Here is a 17,480-nt window from a genome sequence, read left to right as displayed (position 1 = left end):
ATGGGTGCGTCGGCAGGATCATCCCGAAAGGCGGCAGCAGAAAAGTCATTTCCGACGAAATAAAGGACGTTTGCCATACTGAGCCGACTGTCGAATAGGACGCCGGCGTAGTGACCGTTTCGCCAAGTAATGCGCCCTGATTTTATCTGCCCCAACACTTCGACGCTAATATTTTGTTCCTCAGGAGGAAGTAACCCCTTATGACGCAGCTTTATTCCGAAGCAATTGATATCAAGGATTTCACCTTTAAAAGCCAGCTCCCCAGCTCTAAATCGTGCGCATTTTTTCACAGAATACCGATGAGCCCGACGGCGCGCCAGATTTTTGCGCCTGACGATGAGTCTTGAAAGACCATGAAACATAGCAACAGTCAGAAGGGCTATGAGGTAAAGCCATAGCGGGATAGATTGCCCAGTAGGGTTGGAAAGGGACTGATCCGCATCATGCTCAAGCGTGCCGTTGCTTCGCATTCCATTATTGATGTGGGAATCACTTGATCCAGATATTCCGGCAACTTCCTTTTTACAGCTGTAGCGCGACAGCACTTTTTCAGCACTGCTGAGAACAGTCATCGCCGCCGGGTCACGCAGGGGAATCGCGTTTGGGTCTGTCTCGTCACGTAGAGGTCGAAAATCATCGAAACTTGGCCACGAACGTAGCGAGAAAGCCCAGAAGTTCACGCTCCGTTCGCCCTCTTCACGCTCAAATTTCCAAACGCGATAGCCCTGCCGGGTCACGCTTCAAATTCTGTAACGCGACATAATCTTCTTCCTGGCGCATCTATAGGACATCAACAGCCAAATCAATCAGCGCGGCATAAGCTAGTTGGTCTGATCCTGAACTGACTTTTGGAATCAGGGCCTGCGTGGATGTTGAGGTAGCGGCAGCCAGGGCAGATTGCATACGGCTCAAAGTAAGAATATCGCTAGAACCATGCTTTATTGCGTGAATCTGCGTGTTATACAGCCGATACAGAGGCGCATAAATCTGACATTCCAATTGTGATGATGCGTGGGATGTATTCGCCATGAGAATCAGCAGCAATATCTTATAAATTACCTTCATAACTCCCCCATTCTATCTACTATTTTGTACTATGAATTTGTCCGTCCAGCATGAGATACATGTTTTCGTCTTGGCATCATCGGTAGTTAGACTTCGAAGTGATTTTCTTTCTTGAGAAATCCTTTTAGACTATCAAGAGACATTGGGCGGCCTCGCAGAAATCCCTGGCCGATGTCACAATTCATTTCCCGAAGGATGGTAGCCTGGTTCTCTGTCTCGATTCCTTCGGCAACGACCGACAGTCCGAGTGAATTGCAGAGTATGATAATGGATTGCGCGATAGCGCGAGTGCGGCTGTCCGTGTCAATGACAGAGGTGAACGACCTGTCGATCTTGATCTCGTCAATGGGCCACGTGGCCAGGTGCTGAAGTCCTCCGTATCCTGTCCCAAAATCGTCAAGGGCGACTTTCACGCCGCGATTTCGCAAGTGAGTCATTGCCTTTCTGATCTGGCCATCCTCTTGTCCGAGCACGACGCCTTCAGTAACTTCGATGATGATTTGATTCCATGGAATGTTATAGTCATCCAGAATATGATCCAACATGTCGGCAAACCCCGGGTTTGCCAAATCGAACTGTGTGACATTGAAGGCAAAACGGCCCGGATCAAGTTCGAGATCCCGAAGTGCGAGGTAATCACGACAAGCCTGCTTCAACATTTCACGCGTCAGCATAGGGCCCGTTTGAGGGTCGTTCAGCATGTTGTGAAACGCAAATGGAGTCAGCAAGCCGCGCTTGGGATGGTTCCAGCGGCAGAGAACTTCAGAGCCTATAATCGCTCCCGTCTGCAAACACCATTTTGGCTGATAGTAAGGGACGATTTCACCGGCATTAAGAGCTGCGCTGAACTCTGTGCGCAAGACACGTTCAGTGAACTGGCTCTCAAAGCATTTATCGTAGACTGTGGCGCAATTACGCCCGTTATTTTTAGCAGCACTCAACGCGATATCTGCCTGTTGAAACAACGCATCGCATGATTCACCAGAGTCTGCGCGAAGCGCCACGCCGCAGCTGAGATGTCCGAGTTCGGGCCTCTTGAATTTTAATGCGCGCTCCTTGACTTCGGAGCGACACAACTCAAGAATGCGCTCTACATTTGCCTCGGTCGCGTTCACGCCCCGAAGGGTAAACCCAAACTGATCACTACCCAGGCGGCCGACCTGACCATCGACAGGTATCGAAGACGTAAGTGCTTCGGCGATGGATTTTAAGTAAATATCCCCGAACTGCCGCCCATATGCGTCGTTTACAACCTTTAACCGGTCGACGTCCATCAAGACCAGAGCCACAGGCTGAGGTTCAGATGTCGCTTGTGAAAGGCCCCTCCAGAATGTTTCAGCGCTCAGCAGACCCGTCAGGCTATCAATACGCGAGGCACGCTCGACAGCTGCGCGTTGCCGCTCACTCTCCCTGAGTGCATCAGAAAGTCTGAGCCTGTCACGGTGCGCTTTGAGTAACTCTGTTACTGCCCGAGCAATATCGCGCAGCTTTTCGAGAACTGCCTCATCGAATGACCGCGGATGGCGGTCAATCACACAGAGAGCTCCGACAAAAAGGCCTTGCTCGGGTTCGAGTGGAGTGCCCGCGTAGGACCTAATTTTGAGCCCGTCCGTAACGAGTGGATTGTTCGCAAAGCGGGTATCCAGAAGAGCATCCTCAACAATAAACTGATCGGACCGCATGATTGCATGAGAGCAAAAAGATACGCCTCTGGAGGTGCAAGTGACATCTGACATATCAGCCTTATCCAGACCAACGGACGCCACAAACTCTTGATCGTCTTTTCCAACCATGGAGATCAATGCGATCTCCGCGCCAGCAATGTGAGCTGCAATTTGGCAAAGGCCATTTAGGCCCAAAATCGGGACTGTATGGTCAAGCTTGAGGTTGGTGAGACATTCTAGTCTTTCAGTTTCGTTGATCGGGAATGGTGTTTTAAACATCAAAGTCATCATTATTCTCGCAACAAAGGCCGATCATTCAACACTTCTTGGTCTCAAGTTTCAAGTGCGACGGTTGATCTGAAGGCCGCGCGTTCTTCGGCCATGGCTTCTGCGGGGGTGTTCCATCCCAGCGTTATCCGCGGGCGGTCGTTCATGAGGCGAGCGACGTCGTTCAGGGCGGTCTGACTGAGGCCGCTGAGATTGGTGCCCTTTGGAAAGAACTGGCGGAGCAGTCCGTTGGTGTTTTCGTTAGAGCCGCGCTGCCACGGGGCATGCGGATCGCAAAACCAGATGTCGATCTTCAGGCGACGCGCCAGGTCGGGATGGCAGGCCATCTCGGAGCCGCGGTCATAGGTCATCGACCTGCGCAGTGCAGTGGGCAGCCGTTTCATCTGTCGCGTGAATCCCTCGAGCGCGGCACTCGCGGTGCAGCCGGTCATCTTGCTGAGAATGAGATACCGCGTCTTGCGCTCGACCACCGTGCCCACGGCGGAACGGTTGAAAGCCCCCTTGATCAGGTCTCCCTCCCAATGGCCAGGAACAAGGCGCGCCTCGATGTCTTCGGGGCGATGAACAATTCGCAGCGTTTCCGGAACCATGGCGGACACCGCCAGAGTTGTGCGCCTGCGTCCGCGCGTCGCTTTGGCCTGCCGTAGCGCCTCGATCATCAATGTCTTCAGTCCGCCCTTCGGCTGCGCGTAGATCGCGGCATAGATCGCCTCGTGGCTGACGCGTTGACGGGGATCGTCCGGATGCATGCGCCGCAGTCTGGCCGCGATCTGCTCCGGCGACCGGCGCCAATGGATCAGGCGGTCACGGACCCAGAGGTAGAACGCGGCGTCCGGCACCAGGTTTCGTCGACGCCCACAACGGCGCCGCGCTACATGATGCGCCTGTCGGGCCACTTGTGGATCGTATCCTGTCGGGCCCCCGCCCCGGACCAGCTCCCGGCCGATCGTGCTGGCGTGTCGCCCGCGAAGCCGCCCGATCTGACGCAGGCTCGATCCGCGCCGATGCTCCGCAAAAATCACGCCGCGTGCCTCGGAATCCAAGTGCTTGTATCTTCTGTCCATCGCAAAATCCTATGCCCTCTGGGCTGCTGGTGTCGCACTTGGATCTTGAGGCTAAGCTTTGTGATGGGAGTATTGCCTGCAAGTTAAAATGTCGCGGTTAAACGGCAGCCTTGGGAGATTTTACCCTGAAGCCTAACATGATTTAGCTTTCTTGAGCTTACATATGCCCTTTTCCTATTCCGTGCGTTTGAAGATTTGATTCTGAGTTACGCGATCTTTTTCTCAGATAAATGGATAGCGTTGCGCAGACGCAAAGCAGGGAAAATAAAGCCGAACTCCTAAAGAATCGACGCATCTGTAAGGCAATGATGTGTCTTGTTTTCCTTAGCATATAGACTTGCGCCCTTGACCTGAGCACTTCATCCACGAGCGTGGACATCATTTAAAACTCACACTGGATTGCACGCGAGCTTAGCCGCGATAGCGCGGCATGGGCTTGATTCCTATGATCGAGAGGCTGCACGGATTACACGAAAGCAGGTGTTTAAACTGCGATCGAGTGTCGACCAAGCCAGATCCATAGATCAGATTTCGTCACGAGATTTAATCCACTTCGGCGGCTCCCGCCTACTTGTGATCTCGACCATAGCCCTGCGGAACATAATAACATCACCATCGACCATCAGGTCGACCAGACGGTTGGTGTCGCCATAAGGGATTGATGACATTGCACGACCTGCGAACTCATCGCCATATCCCCAGCCCGAGCTGAGCCGCGCGAGGTTCGCCAAGGCATTCCGTGCAGATGTCACCGACACATCTTGCATCGCAGGGTCCCTGCCCTCACTGAATCGTCGCATGACTGCAATGGTGCCTGCTTCCCCTACAAGGCGCGACGCATCCGGATCAGAGCAAAGTGCCTGTAGATCTGCCAGCCCCTCAATAGCTTTCGCAAGCCTGGTCAGACGGTCCACAGCCATGGCGATACGGCGCTGTGCAGTCGCTAAGGTTTTGTTCCCGGCAGGATCGATTGGTGTCGCGATTATGCGCCTCAGAGCATCAGCGTCCAATAGATCTGCTACAGCTCCATCTGGATCATCCGGCAGGACACCCCGGTTACTCAAATCCAGAAAGACAGACAGAAGGCGGTCTGTCTCGCATTCAATTATGGCATCCACCTGGGCCTGCCAATTTGCCATATGCTCGGCATGGATCAGATCAAGAATGCGTTGCCCACTCCGTGGTGTGAGGTCACCAGGCATGGTTATGTCAATACCCTCGGAAATATAGGCATTTATGTCATGTCGGGGACCGTGCCGCGCCTCTCCGATCACCACCTCACTGATCAGATCGTTAAGAACATGGGTATATCCAGCGCCGTGATCACGAGCAGCCGCGATCACATTGAAAGGTGTGAGGTCATGAGGCATCTCCACCCCGAGCACAGTCACATTACCTCCCTTTCCCTGAAGCAGCCGAACCAACCTTGCCATCGTAGATGCCCAGAGCGTGCCGTCCTTCCAAGCCTTTTGGATGGCCCATGCAGCTGCATTGAGATCAACACCCGGCTGATGCAGGTATCCACCGAACCCATACGGAGTGAGTCCTTCCATCAAGAAGAGCTGGATAGCCTCACTGACGATATCACGGTTGGCATACCGCCTCTGACGAAACTCCCTGATGGAGGCATCAAACTCCGGCTTAACCCATTTCCTCTCACGCAGCTGACCAGCAAGAAATTGTGAAAGACGCGCGAGATCCTGGTTGGCATCGAGGCGGTGAGGCTTCTCCCTCCACGGCGCCAGCACTGAGACGATGAAACTTCGCCAGACATCAGGCGCAACATCGAAGATGCCGTCATCTGCGCCAACGGTATAGATACCCTCCATCTCGAGAAAGCTCCACTTGGTGCGCTCCTGCCTTGCCCACTCTTCCTGATCAAGGTTGCCGCGGGAGGGTTGTCGCAGGCGGGCATCCGCGCGGCACTTTTTCTGGTGCGCCTGGATCTCGATGGCGGCGGTCTTCTTGCGCTCCTTTGAAGCTTCTTCCTGCGCCATCTGCCTGTGGCCGCGATCAGTCAGCGCATCCTCGTTGCGGTGATAGAGCCAGCTGCGCGGCGCCGCCTCGAGGATCTGCGCTGCAAGCTCGGAACCGGTCAGGCCACGGTCGAGACCGGAGAGATCGATCTCGATGACCGACTCGCCGTGCACGCGCAGTTTCGAGAGTTTCTCGGCGTCCACGGCATGAGTGACGCGGATCTCTATGATGAGGCGGTGCAGCACCTCACCATCACGACCAAGCGCCGATCCGATTAGGTCTGGCTTGAAGCCGGGCTGAGGCACCTCGATGTCGACCCGGTCGAAAGAGACGCGCTGCTGGGGCTGCGCCGTGACGGTCCGGCCGACGCCAGATACTTGACCCGCAACGCAATAGGCAGGCAACAAGATTGCGCCGCCCTCCTGGATGATCTCCTTGGCCAGCCTATGCAGTGCCGTTTCTCCGGCTGATCGACACTCTGCCATTGCCTTGTGCGCGAAATGCGCGACCCGCAGTTCGTCCCGTAGCCTGGCCACAAGGATGCCGCCGCAGTCCGGACAGATCAGTGCATCATCGCCACGTTTGACCTCGGAAATGTGCCACAGAGTTCCGTCCGTCGCTTTGCCGAAAACCGTGCGCGGACTTGTGCCCGGTCGCGCAAACAGACACCCGGGAAGCCCGTTCAATGGGCCACCAATAGGCGTCTCAGCCACGGGTGGCCGATCCGATTGCGATGTTCAGAGGCCTTTCGATGATATCTTGTCCCCGCAGTGTGTCGAGTGCAAGAAGAGTGGCATAGAGATGATCGCCTAGTCCACGCTCGAATGTTGCCATGTCGGCGTTCGAGAAGTGCCTGACGGCAGACCAGGAGACCCAACCAACACCGTCCCTCACTTTCACATCCTGACCGGCTTCATCAGCTTCCACCGGCCCGGTATTCCCGGCGATGAAGGGCTCCAGGAACTCTTGCAGATAGGTCTCCCGAAAGACGGCAATCTCTATCTCACCACGGTCATTGATCTGACGGCTCGTCGACGGGTTGACGCAACCGCGCAAAGACATTGCGCGTTCAGTAATGTCTTTCTGCGAGGCCCGCGGCAGGTCTGTCCCGAACGGAAAGGACAGGCCGCCAAGGTCAGCACCAGCCTCCAAGACTGACAGGGATCGCATAAAGTCAGCAATGATAACATTACGAGCCAAGAGAACCAGGTCACTGGCGACCACAGGGGAGATACGTGCCACGGCATTGTAAGGCGCCATGCCCCGAGACCAGACAACACGCGCATCAGGAAGCACATCTTTCCCGTCGCGCCAAATACCCATCACGTCGCGCGAGCCTCTCGTGGCCACCATGGCCATAAACTGGTGACGTGACCCCACGAAGGTCTGCCCTGTCACGGCAGGACCATCTGGCCCTGCCGACATATCCCTCAGATTGGTCATGCCGCACACAGAGTGCGTGTCAGAAGGTCGCCAGCGCTACGGCGCGTAACAGCGAGACCAACATAACGCCGCATGACGTCGACCGACGTCCAACGCCCAGCATCGACGATATCCTCATCGCCAGCACCCGCCTGCTGAAGCTGCCGGGCAATGGACCGCCTGACGGTGTGACCAGATACGCCGTGAATGCCAGCACGCTGCGCATGGGCATCCAGCATACGCGCGACAGACTTGCCTGCGAGGGGTGCGATGCCGCTTTGCTTCATCCGCCGAAGGGCTCCGTTCTTCAGAACGCCGGCAAAGAGTGGCATTCGACCATCCTCCGCCTCATCAGAGATATCAGTCAGCCCGGATGCATCACACCAGGCGTTCACCGCGTCAGATGTCTCCTGCGATAGCGTGTAGGCGGCACCCCGGCCTACCTGATCAGTCTTGGACGTCCTGATGGTCAGGCACCCCGACGTGGGGTCCCAATCGCGTTGCTGGAGGTCGCAAATCTCTTTTCGCCGCAGCATGAGCTCTCTCATCATCTTAAAGATCGCCACGTCGCGCAAACGACCCTGGCTTGATTATTTACATGACGCGATGCTGGCTTCGATCAAGGCCATCTCTTCTGCGGTCAGCCAAACCTTTTCCTGTCTGTCTGTCTTTCTGACTGTCGCGGCATGATGCTTCGCGCGCACGACAAGACGGCGGGTCTCAGCGACACTGACATCAGGAAGGCCCAGGCCGCGCATGAGTGCTGCTATATGAGCACCTGTCCGTTTCAGGCTGTCAGGACCGAGCGTCGGCGCGACGGCGACCATGAAGGACCCGATGTGTCGGCCAAGCGCATTGCTATCAGAAAAAGGAGAAATTCCTTGACCGGTGCACCATGCCAAAAAGCGCCGCAAATCCGTTTTTCGGGCCCCCACTGTGCCGTGCGTGTAGCTGCCGGACCACGCGACGGGTAAAAACACGATCGCATCCCTCAACGCGGGATTGACGCGTCCAACATTGCTTGCGTTCAGCTCGAGCGCTTCCAGCGCCTTCGTCATCTCGACATCACAAGTGACATCGTCGCCCAAAAACAATTGGTCCGAAAAATCCCGCATCGCAGATCTCCATATCACCAAAGGCAATGGGAAGACTCCGTGAAAAGACCTCCCGTAGGAAACTTTGGCCAGATCGACCGATTAAGAAATTCTCCATTTCGACAAGCGCTGGGCGCGATGCCATTCGACGCACAGGCGGGCAACATAACGGCTCATAACCATGATCGATTTTTGCAACTTGTGCGAAAGTGATTTGCCTGCATAATGCCAGCATAACGCATTCAGGTAATCTCATGGCACAATTGACGGTTCGGAATATCGACGTAGCACTCGTCGAGGCCCTGAAAGACCGCGCCGCAAAAGCAGGACGTTCAGCTGAAGCAGAACACCGCAAGATTCTCGAGGACGCATTGCGCCCAGGACGAAATCAGGATTTCTTCGCCCTCGCCCAATCGAAACGCGTGAAGCTGACGTCTGGCAGTCTCACAACGACCGAGATGCTGCGCCAAGAACGCGAAGCCCCAAAATGAATGATGAAAGAGGTTTTGTCATCGATGCATCCGTCGCGATCAAGTGGATCATCGACGAGGAAGACAGCCCAATAGCCGATCTCCTTCAAGGATTTGACATGGCAGCTCCGGCGCAGCTGCGCATCGAAACTGCAAACGCGCTAAGCGCAATGGTTGCCCGGCACGCGCTATCCCAGGCGGGTGCATCAGAACTCTATTCAGTGCTTCAAGCTGCTCCGGTCACAATCGTTGATGCCGATGATAATCTGGAGGCTCGCGCCCTTGAGCTTGCAATGGCGCTTCATCAATCTGTGCAAGCTTGCATATACCTCGCGCTGGCTGAAAGACTGAAACGGCGCCTCATCACGGCAGACCGCACATTCTTGCGGACCTTGGATGGAACCGAACACGCCAGGCACGCCGTCCACCTTCACGACCTGGAAGCCGACCAAACCACAATGTCGAACCAACAACCAGTATTCGAGTGAGCATATGAACCCCACCGACATCTTTGAAGCTCTCGACATCATCGCCAAGGCGACCTTCGATCCAGCTGAGTTCGGGTTCTCCTTTGCTGAAGCCACAGACAATGCGCGCGCAACGGTTTCCAAGCTGCGCGGCGGGTCACTGAACCGCTCTGACATCGAGGGCGGCGTTCTCATGAACGGGAAGTTTCACTTCGCGCCGGCTGATAGCCTCGGTGTGGAGGCGACACTTGATGCGCTGAAAGGCAGCAAACGCACAGCAAAGCACAAGCCAGCCATCCTCATCGTGACGGACGGGGAAACGGTTGCGGCGGAAAACTGGAAAAGCCAGGAGCGGCTGCATTGCGCGTTTTCCGAGATCGGCGACCACTTCGGGTTCTTCTTGCCGGCCGCGGGGAAGGACCGCTACCGGCCGGCCGAGGAAAACCCGGTCGATGTGAAGGCAACAGGAAAACTCGCGAAGCTCTATGACGCCCTGGCCAAGGCCAATCCAGACTGGACAACAGACGCACGGCGTCATGACATGAACCAGCTCATGACGCGCCTGATTTTCTGCATGTTTGCGGAAGACGTTGGCATTTTCCCGGAAAACCAGTTTTCACGCGCCGTATTCACCCATGCAGGAGGTCGAGGCGAGGAAGCGAAGACAGTTCTGGTGTCCGCCTTTCAGGCCATGAACGTGCCAAAGGATGAGAGATCACACCTGCCGGCCTGGAGCCACGACCTCGCATACGTCAACGGCGGCCTTTTCGCAGGCGAGATCGACGCTCCGCGCTTCGATGTGATTGCCTTTCGCTATCTGCGCGAATCCTGCGACCTCGACTGGCGCCAGATCAACCCGGACATTTTTGGCTCGATGATCCAGTCCGTCGCAGACCCGAAGGCGCGTGCAGAGCTCGGGATGCACTATACCAGCGTTCCAAACATCATGAAGGTGCTAGGGCCCTTGTTTCTCGACGACCTCGACAGCGAGATCGAGAAGGCATGGGATCGGCCCAATGGTTTGCGGAAAGTCCTCGACCGGCTTTCCGCGATACGGGTTTTCGATCCCGCCTGTGGCAGCGGAAACTTCCTTGTCGTCGCTTATCGTGAACTCCGCACCCGCGAGATCCGCATCCTGCGCAGACTGGGTGAGATCGAAGGGCAAAGCCAGACCCAGATGTGGTCGCAGATTTCGATCACCAATTTTTACGGCATCGAAGTGACTGACTTTTCGGCCGAAACTGCGAAGCTTGCCATGTTCATCGCCGAGTATCAGGCCAATGCATTGTTCGGGGAAGCCTTTGGACGAACCCCAGCCATGCTCCCACTCAAAGGCGGGGCAAGCATCAGGCTTGCAAATGCCCTGCGAGTTGCTTGGGAAGATGTTTGCCCCGCCTCAACCGGCTACGAAGTGTTTATCGTCGGCAATCCCCCCTTCCGGGGAAAGGCAAAGCAGGACAAGGATCAGAAAGCGGATATGGATTTCGTCTTCAAAGGCAAGTTGAAGACATACAGATCTCTCGACTATGTCGCACCCTGGTATTACCTGGCCGCAAATTACATCCGACGCAATGGCGGGGCCTGTGCGCTTGTCGCAACAAGCTCCATTTGCCAGGGGGCATCCGTACCCACACTCTGGCCCAGTATCATTCGGGATGGAGTTGAAATTGTTTTCGCCCATCGACCATTCAAATGGAGAAACAACGCTTCGAGCAATGCTGCCGTATCTTGCGTGATCGCCGGGTTGAGTTGCACGAAAAAGGACAACCGGCTGATCTTTGAGGGCGGCGTATCGACATTAGCTCGTCAGATCAATGGCTACCTCATCGACTCAAATGTCCTGTCCGTCTCTCCATCGCGTAAAGCCATCAACGGTCTACCCGAAATGACATTTGGCAACATGGCATACGATGATGGAGGGCTGCTTCTCTCGGCCGCAGAACGGGCTGCGGTTATCGCCGACGACCCAACGAGCGCAAGGTTCATCAGACCATATGTCGGGTCCCAGGAAGTCGTGAAGGGCATCGAGCGATACTGCCTTTGGATAAAGGACGCCGACCTTGAGGCCGCGACCAAGATTCCGTTCATCCGTAGCAGGATCGAGCGAACACGGTCCAATCGTGAGAAAATGGAGGACAGTGCCGGAAAGGAATTGGCATTGAGGTCACATGCGTTCCGTGAGCAGAAAGAAGCTGTAAAGCAAATGATCCTCGTGCCGCGGGTTACCTCGGAGCGCAGGGCCTATCTACCAGTAGCCCTTGTCGGGCCCGATGTGATCGCGAACGATAATACCCAAGTTCTATATGATGCACCTGAGTGGTGTGTCTCTGTCGTTGCTTCCCAAATGCACCGCATCTGGGTGCTCGCCACCTGCGGTCAGCTGGAGTCACGCATTCGATACTCGAAGGATCTGGGATGGAATACATTCCCAGTGCCAGCTTTTACAGAGGCTCAGCTCGAGGCGCTGTCACAGTCTGCCCGAGATATTCTCAAAACCCGCTACAAGCATCATCCGGCGACGATCGCGACTCTCTACGATCCTGATAAAATGCCAGAGGATCTTCGCATCGCGCACCGGGCGAACGACGAGTTGCTGGAGGGCATGTATATCGGACGCCCATTCAAGACCGACACAGAGCGACTTGAGCATCTCTTCAAACTTTACGCCGCGCGCGTTAAGAAGACCAAGAAGAAGGTTGCGTGATGGTCGACCTTGTAAAGGTCGCCTACGGGCGCACGGGCACGTCGAAGGTCACCAACGCCATGGGCATGCGGCCCATGCAAGCAAGGGTCTACGAAGCACGCGGAGCCCAGTTCATTCTTCTGAAAGCGCCCCCTGCTGCGGGCAAATCCAGGGCGCTGATGTTCCTCGGCCTCGACAAGCTCGAAAATCAGGGCATTCGCAAGGTCGTCGTCGCAGTGCCAGAGACCTCGATCGGTGCGTCCTTTCGATCGACAGACCTGACCGCACACGGCTTCTACCGTGACTGGCATGTCGCACCCCGATGGAACCTTTGTGTCAGCGGCGCAGAGGAGGGATCGAACTCGCAGAAGGTCAAAGCCTTCCAGGATTTCATGGCGTCTGATGACGAAGTGATCGTTTGCACCCACGCCACGTTCCGCTTCGCATACGATGCGATTGAGGCCAAAGGCGATGCCGGCGCGTTTGATGATTGCCTGGTCGCGATCGATGAATTTCACCATGTCAGCGCGAGCGGTGAAAACCGCCTCGGTGAAATCCTGAGACGGCTGTTGTCGCGAGAGAAAGCGCACGTCGTGGCCATGACAGGCAGCTACTTTCGAGGCGACTCCGTCCCCGTGCTGCGCCCTGAGGACGAGGTCAAATTCAGGTCGATCACCTATTCCTACTATGAGCAGCTCGATGGCTACGAGCACCTGAAATCGCTTGGTATCAGCTACAGTTTCTACCGGGGGAAATACATCTCTGCGATCCCGGACGTCCTCAATACGGACTTGAAAACGATCATCCATATTCCCCATCGCGGGTCAGCCGAGGCTTACGGCGAGAAGAATGATGAGGTCGGACGGATCATGGACACGATCGGCGAGCATGTCGGCCGCGATCCTGAAACTGGCTTTGATCTCGTGCGGCGCAAATCAGACGGACGGATCTTGAAGATCGCCGATCTCGTGAACGACAACGAAGAACGGGGTACCGTGAAGTCGGCACTGACGCGTGAAATTACCGACGCTGACGGCCGTCGCGACGATGTGGCTGACAGGGCCAAGGTCGACATCATCATTGCGCTTGGCATGGCGAAGGAAGGTTTCGACTGGCCCTGGTGTGAACACGCTCTGACCATCGGATATCGCTCATCCCTCACAGAGATCGTTCAGATCATCGGCCGCGCCACGCGAGATGCAACCGGCAAGGCGCATGCGCAGTTCACGAACCTGATCGCCGAACCTGGCGTGGAGACCACAGTCGTTGCCGATGCCGTCAACGACATGCTCAAAGCCATTGCAGGTGCCCTGCTGATGGAGCAGGTGTTGCAGCCAAATTTCCGCTTCTACCGTCGTGAAGACGGCGATATCCGCGATGCCGTTCTCATCGATGACACAGGCAAAGTCCACATTGGCATCAAGGGTATGATGGAGCCGCCGACAGCGCGCGCCAGGGCCATTTGCGAAAACGATATGCAGGATCTCGTTGCCCGGGCCTGCCAGGCCATGGATCGCCGCACTGTCGCCGATGATATCGCCCCCGAAGTCGCAACCCAGATGGTGCTGACAGACATCATCGGAAAAAGCTACGAAGACCTATCACCTGACGAAACAGAGTCCATTCGCCAGGATCTCGCGGCAAGAATGAACATCGCGACAATCGCCCGCCGTGAAGCGGCGAAGGAAGATCGCGCGACTGACAACGCCGACGGGGGAGATGACGAAGAACACGAGCCGGATGGCATGAACCTGATCAGGATGGTCAGGAAGTTCATCAATGTGCGCGATCTCGACATTGATCTGATCGACGGCATCAATCCGTTCCGTGAAGGCTTCGATGTCGCATCCAAAGCCTTGGATACGCCGCTTCTGAAGCAAATCCAAAGCGCCATGATTGCCCAACGCATCAATATGAGCGAGGACGAGGCCCGCACGCTCTGGCCCAGGATCAGGCGCTTTCGGGAAGCCGAAGGACGTGAGCCGAACCCGCACGCGGCCGATCCCCTTGAAAAGCGCATGGCTGAAGCTCTTGCTTACATCCGATCGAAGAAAGCTGAACGCATGCGTGCGACTGCGGAAGAATAGGCAATGCCCAGACCAACGCTCGACGATATTTTCGATGAACCGGATGAATACGGACTTCTGGACGTCAAACTCAGCGTGCGCGGTGTGAGGCCGCCCGACTTTGAACGCGACGCGGGCCTCGTGCGGGACGTGAACGCCTTCTACGATCGGCATGGCCGGCTTCCGGACGAGAACGCAAAGGGTCACGATGAAATGCGGCTCGGCACCATCTGGGCCGGCATCGCAGGCCGCGCTGACGCTGATCAGTTTGCGCAGGTTGACCCAAACGGCCTGCTGCGCAGCAAACCCTCGCCTGAAAAACCTGTTGTCCGTGACTGGCGCGACGACCCGTCAGAGGATGAAATTCCGCAATGTCTCGATGACATTTTCGATGAGGATGACGGTGAGATCTCATCAGCCTTTACGCAAATCAGGAACGTGACCCCAACGGCCGATCGCCATTTGCCCGATCACCGCGCGGAGTTCTTCCCCTGCCCTGACTTCGACTCCTTCAGGCCTGCCTTTGAGGAACTCCAAACCGAGCTGGACTCAGGGGCCCGCGAGGCAACAGCTGTCAGCTCCCGCGAGGTCATCGATGTCCAGGAAGGAGGCTATTTCATTCGCAATGGTCTTCTGGCCTACATTGCAGAAAAGGGCGAGTTGACGGTCCGCGGCGGCAAGCGCGATCAACGCCTCAGGGTGATCTTTTCAAACGGAGCGGAAAGCGATCCGCTGATTTCATCGTTCCGAAAGGCGCTGGCTTCAGACCCTACCGCGCGGATCATCCTGCGCCCGGGCCTCGGTCCACTTGATCCAGACTGGGAATCCGACAAGCTGGACCTCACTGGGACGATCTACGTGGCCCGCAGCAGGTCCGATCAACCCGCCATTGCAGAAGTTCGCGACATCCTTCTCAAGATCGGCGTCACGACACAGGATGTGCAGCGCCGTATCGCTGACGCCCGGAATGATCCGACGTTCCTGATGGCGCCGGTCGACATTGTCGCGACCTACGAGCTGAAGAACCTCTCCAGGCGCAAAGTCGAAGATCTTCTTCACAGGTTTTTCGACGCCGCAAGACCACGGGATCTGTGGATCACCGACCGCTTCAATCGGCGCGTTCACCCCAGGGAGTGGTTCTATGTCCTGCCGGAGCATGTCAGTCAGGCGGTCGCCGCTATTCGCGATGGACGCCTTCATGAGATCATTTACGATGCTCAAACCCAGAAGATCGTCAGGCGCACCTGAAATCAGCAAGGTCCAGCCGCATTGCGGGATAAAGGCCCACCGCCGAAAAATTCGGTTGTGGCGGGCTGAGCAGCCGAAGCTGTAGCGAGAATATGGGGCCGAAAAACACGCACACAACCTCTCATCGTCGAAGATCAGGCGCGACCCGGTCCAACAACAAGTCGTGGCAGATCAGGATCTGCGATCACGCCACGCTGATACGCCTTGATCAACACAACTTTCCCAGACTTGTAGTGTCGCTCGTGCTCTGACACCCAATGCTCTGTCGGCGGCAGGCGGCCAGATGCCACAGCACTTTCGTGCTTGCGACGTTCTGATTGCTCATGCAAATGGCGCTGCGCTTCAGGTCCGATCCGAATGATGACATGGGTGCGCAGGCGTTCCGTCATCCATGATTTGCCGAACTTGCGCGCAGTTCTGATTTCCGATGTCGATAAGCTTGGACGGCTCTCTTGAACCAGACCGTTTTGACGTGAAGCAATCAGTGCGAAGACAATGAAGGAAATGACGACATCGCAACTCGCGTTGTATATCTCCTGGCCCTCCAGTCGATCGAAATGCGCCTGCGTCATGTCAGACTGACCAAAGAAATACAGCATGTGCTCATGAGCGCCGGGTATGACGTGCGACATGCGCGATGCACCCGCGTGCCCGGAAGGTGGTTCATTTTTCAAAAAGAGGATATGCGTAATCGGATCAATAAATCGATCGGACCGACCATCTTCACGAAACATCGTGACTTTCAACGTTTCAGGCGACCTGTTGTCAATCAGAAAGCCTCGACGACCGAAATCGCCGGGATCGATATCATCCTCAGCGTCACCGTAGTTCCGCAATCGCTCTGCGGTCAATCGGCCATGGTGATGTTCGACCCAGATCAGGTCATGTGGAAGCGCCACCTCCTCCATGAACTGAGAGATCAGCCGACCACCCTCTTCGGGTGATCGGTCCTTGATCAGCGCGTAACGGAAACTGTCGGCATAGCGTGCCGCATCATTGTCGAGCGAATAAATTGCAGCCTGCGAAATATCCTCAAACATCTGTTCGCGAAAAGGCCGCCACATCTCTTCGGGGACAATCGTTGCGACGGGGTCCCGATCGGACGGCGCCTTTCCAGAAAGCGCAATACCATACAGCATGATGATATCTTTAAAAAACATCTGGTCCTCGTTCAGTTTGCCACGGGGCGTAACAGCGTCTCACGATCATGTGCCATGAAGATTTATTTCGCAAATAGACATCACTTAAAAATCTGATCGAACACCTCGACGGGCCGCACCCGGTCGATATCGAGCATCATGTTTTCCATTCTGGTCTTGTGCCATTCAGACTGCACGCCGACGCCAAGGATCAGGTCAGAGTCGATCTGATCGAAAACCTGCACCTCTGCCGCATTATCGGTCGTGACATCGTCGGCGAGGCTATAAGCCGTGCGCCGGCATGTCGCATCAATCATGCTGACGGGCCTGGGCGCGAACATCTCGTCAAACCCCCATGGTCCACCGAGGAATCCCCGATGGTTGCGAATTTCGCGGCTTGCAGCATTTGTCCAGCAAAAGCGGCAGTTGTGCGTCCACAAAATTGACGCATCAAGCAAAAATACGACCCACTCGCCGTTGTAAACTTTTCGCTTGGACGCGAGCATTGATAAATAGATTTGACTGATCGAAAGACATACGGCGTCCATCTTACCGTCGCCGCGCCAGTCGTCCGTATAGGCGTAGTCGATACCAGCTTCATCGAGAGTGGGACGTGATGCCAGTCCATGTGTGAGGATGCTCATGGCATTTACGGCCGGCGTAAAATGAACGAGGCACGCTATACCCCTTGCATTCGCTGCACGTTGTATCCTCTGGCCGTTGTTCATGAAGCACTCCTTCCATGTCGGTCCCGTTAATGTCTTAAAGATGCAAGGCATTTTTATGGCAGTCCCATCGGCAAAGAGGTCCGGGACCCATATCGAATTCAAGAT

At 55.8% G+C, this 17,480-nt stretch carries 15 protein-coding genes; 5 read left to right on the top strand and 10 right to left on the bottom strand.

Features of this window, described 5'->3' with window-relative positions:
- From ACOI1H_RS13355 to ACOI1H_RS13320, 8 genes are all read right to left on the bottom strand, one after another.
- Positions 1-737: hypothetical protein (locus tag ACOI1H_RS13355; RefSeq protein ID WP_422438149.1), on the bottom strand; the 737-nt coding region annotated here is incomplete at its 3' end.
- A gap of 43 nt (positions 738-780) precedes the next feature.
- Entirely contained in the window at positions 781-1,065 is a 285-nt protein-coding gene (locus ACOI1H_RS13350; protein WP_422438147.1) for a hypothetical protein, read from the bottom strand.
- An 86-nt stretch (positions 1,066-1,151) separates the two neighbouring features.
- Entirely contained in the window at positions 1,152-3,008 is a 1,857-nt protein-coding gene (locus ACOI1H_RS13345) for a putative bifunctional diguanylate cyclase/phosphodiesterase (protein ID WP_422438145.1), read from the bottom strand.
- A 53-nt stretch (positions 3,009-3,061) separates the two neighbouring features.
- Positions 3,062-4,081 carry an IS30 family transposase gene (locus ACOI1H_RS13340; RefSeq protein ID WP_422438144.1) on the bottom strand — a complete coding sequence of 340 codons (1,020 nt, stop codon included), beginning with the start codon at positions 4,079-4,081 and terminating at the stop codon, positions 3,062-3,064.
- Between the two features lie 524 nt (positions 4,082-4,605).
- Complete coding sequence (locus ACOI1H_RS13335; protein WP_422438142.1) at positions 4,606-6,771, bottom strand: hypothetical protein; 2,166 nt, start codon at positions 6,769-6,771, stop codon at positions 4,606-4,608.
- Positions 6,764-7,456 (bottom strand): hypothetical protein, encoded by a 693-nt coding sequence (locus tag ACOI1H_RS13330; protein ID WP_422438140.1) that lies wholly within the window; start codon positions 7,454-7,456, stop codon positions 6,764-6,766. The genes ACOI1H_RS13335 and ACOI1H_RS13330 overlap by 8 nt, the downstream gene beginning before the upstream one ends.
- Positions 7,457-7,497: 41 nt before the next feature.
- Complete coding sequence (locus tag ACOI1H_RS13325) at positions 7,498-8,046, bottom strand: tyrosine-type recombinase/integrase (protein ID WP_422438138.1); 549 nt, start codon at positions 8,044-8,046, stop codon at positions 7,498-7,500.
- 24 nt (positions 8,047-8,070) lie between these two features.
- Complete coding sequence (locus tag ACOI1H_RS13320; RefSeq protein WP_422438136.1) at positions 8,071-8,595, bottom strand: hypothetical protein; 525 nt, start codon at positions 8,593-8,595, stop codon at positions 8,071-8,073.
- Between the two features lie 233 nt (positions 8,596-8,828).
- On the opposite strand from ACOI1H_RS13320, the gene ACOI1H_RS13315 reads away from it, so the two are divergent.
- The 5 genes from ACOI1H_RS13315 to ACOI1H_RS13295 are packed head-to-tail and all read left to right on the top strand — an operon-like array spanning position 8,829 to position 15,508.
- Positions 8,829-9,065: a FitA-like ribbon-helix-helix domain-containing protein gene (locus ACOI1H_RS13315; RefSeq protein WP_422438134.1), complete on the top strand. Its 237-nt coding sequence runs from the start codon at positions 8,829-8,831 to the stop codon at positions 9,063-9,065.
- Positions 9,062-9,532, top strand: coding sequence for a type II toxin-antitoxin system VapC family toxin (locus ACOI1H_RS13310; protein ID WP_422438132.1), 471 nt, complete (start codon positions 9,062-9,064; stop codon positions 9,530-9,532). The genes ACOI1H_RS13315 and ACOI1H_RS13310 overlap by 4 nt, the downstream gene beginning before the upstream one ends.
- Before the next feature lie 4 nt (positions 9,533-9,536).
- Entirely contained in the window at positions 9,537-12,215 is a 2,679-nt protein-coding gene (locus tag ACOI1H_RS13305) for a class I SAM-dependent DNA methyltransferase (protein WP_422438130.1), read from the top strand.
- On the top strand, positions 12,215-14,281 hold the full coding sequence (locus tag ACOI1H_RS13300; RefSeq protein ID WP_422438129.1) for a DEAD/DEAH box helicase: 2,067 nt from the start codon (positions 12,215-12,217) through the stop codon (positions 14,279-14,281). Before ACOI1H_RS13305 ends, ACOI1H_RS13300 begins: the two co-directional genes overlap by 1 nt.
- Positions 14,282-14,284: 3 nt before the next feature.
- Positions 14,285-15,508, top strand: a complete 1,224-nt coding sequence (locus tag ACOI1H_RS13295; protein WP_422438127.1) for a GIY-YIG nuclease family protein — start codon at positions 14,285-14,287, stop codon at positions 15,506-15,508.
- A 134-nt stretch (positions 15,509-15,642) separates the two neighbouring features.
- Here ACOI1H_RS13295 and ACOI1H_RS13290 read toward each other — a convergent pair whose 3' ends face one another.
- Together ACOI1H_RS13290 and ACOI1H_RS13285 are read right to left on the bottom strand one after the other, a co-directional pair.
- Positions 15,643-16,668, bottom strand: coding sequence for a hypothetical protein (locus ACOI1H_RS13290; RefSeq protein WP_422438125.1), 1,026 nt, complete (start codon positions 16,666-16,668; stop codon positions 15,643-15,645).
- An 80-nt stretch (positions 16,669-16,748) separates the two neighbouring features.
- On the bottom strand, positions 16,749-17,375 hold the full coding sequence (locus ACOI1H_RS13285) for a DarT ssDNA thymidine ADP-ribosyltransferase family protein (protein WP_422438123.1): 627 nt from the start codon (positions 17,373-17,375) through the stop codon (positions 16,749-16,751).
- Positions 17,376-17,480: the final 105 nt, after the last annotated feature.

The sequence above is a fragment of the Loktanella sp. DJP18 genome, from assembly GCF_049310965.1.
Classification (GTDB): Bacteria; Pseudomonadota; Alphaproteobacteria; order Rhodobacterales; family Rhodobacteraceae; genus Loktanella.
The sequence above is the reverse complement of the archived record's forward strand: the minus strand, read 5'-3'. Positions and strand labels throughout refer to the sequence as shown.

Bases quoted from the DNA above. Each gene is read 5' to 3' on its own strand.
- ACOI1H_RS13295 (WP_422438127.1), top strand. From the start codon at position 14,285: ATGCCCAGACCAACGCTCGACGATATTTTCGATGAACCGGATGAATAC.
- ACOI1H_RS13315 (WP_422438134.1), top strand. From the start codon at position 8,829: ATGGCACAATTGACGGTTCGGAATATCGACGTAGCACTCGTCGAGGCC.
- ACOI1H_RS13340 (WP_422438144.1), bottom strand. From the start codon at position 4,081: ATGGACAGAAGATACAAGCACTTGGATTCCGAGGCACGCGGCGTGATT.
- ACOI1H_RS13285 (WP_422438123.1), bottom strand. From the start codon at position 17,375: ATGAACAACGGCCAGAGGATACAACGTGCAGCGAATGCAAGGGGTATA.
- ACOI1H_RS13300 (WP_422438129.1), top strand. From the start codon at position 12,215: ATGGTCGACCTTGTAAAGGTCGCCTACGGGCGCACGGGCACGTCGAAG.
- ACOI1H_RS13305 (WP_422438130.1), top strand. From the start codon at position 9,537: ATGAACCCCACCGACATCTTTGAAGCTCTCGACATCATCGCCAAGGCG.
- ACOI1H_RS13290 (WP_422438125.1), bottom strand. From the start codon at position 16,668: ATGTTTTTTAAAGATATCATCATGCTGTATGGTATTGCGCTTTCTGGA.
- ACOI1H_RS13320 (WP_422438136.1), bottom strand. From the start codon at position 8,595: ATGCGGGATTTTTCGGACCAATTGTTTTTGGGCGACGATGTCACTTGT.
- ACOI1H_RS13345 (WP_422438145.1), bottom strand. From the start codon at position 3,008: ATGTTTAAAACACCATTCCCGATCAACGAAACTGAAAGACTAGAATGT.
- ACOI1H_RS13350 (WP_422438147.1), bottom strand. From the start codon at position 1,065: ATGAAGGTAATTTATAAGATATTGCTGCTGATTCTCATGGCGAATACA.
- ACOI1H_RS13310 (WP_422438132.1), top strand. From the start codon at position 9,062: ATGAATGATGAAAGAGGTTTTGTCATCGATGCATCCGTCGCGATCAAG.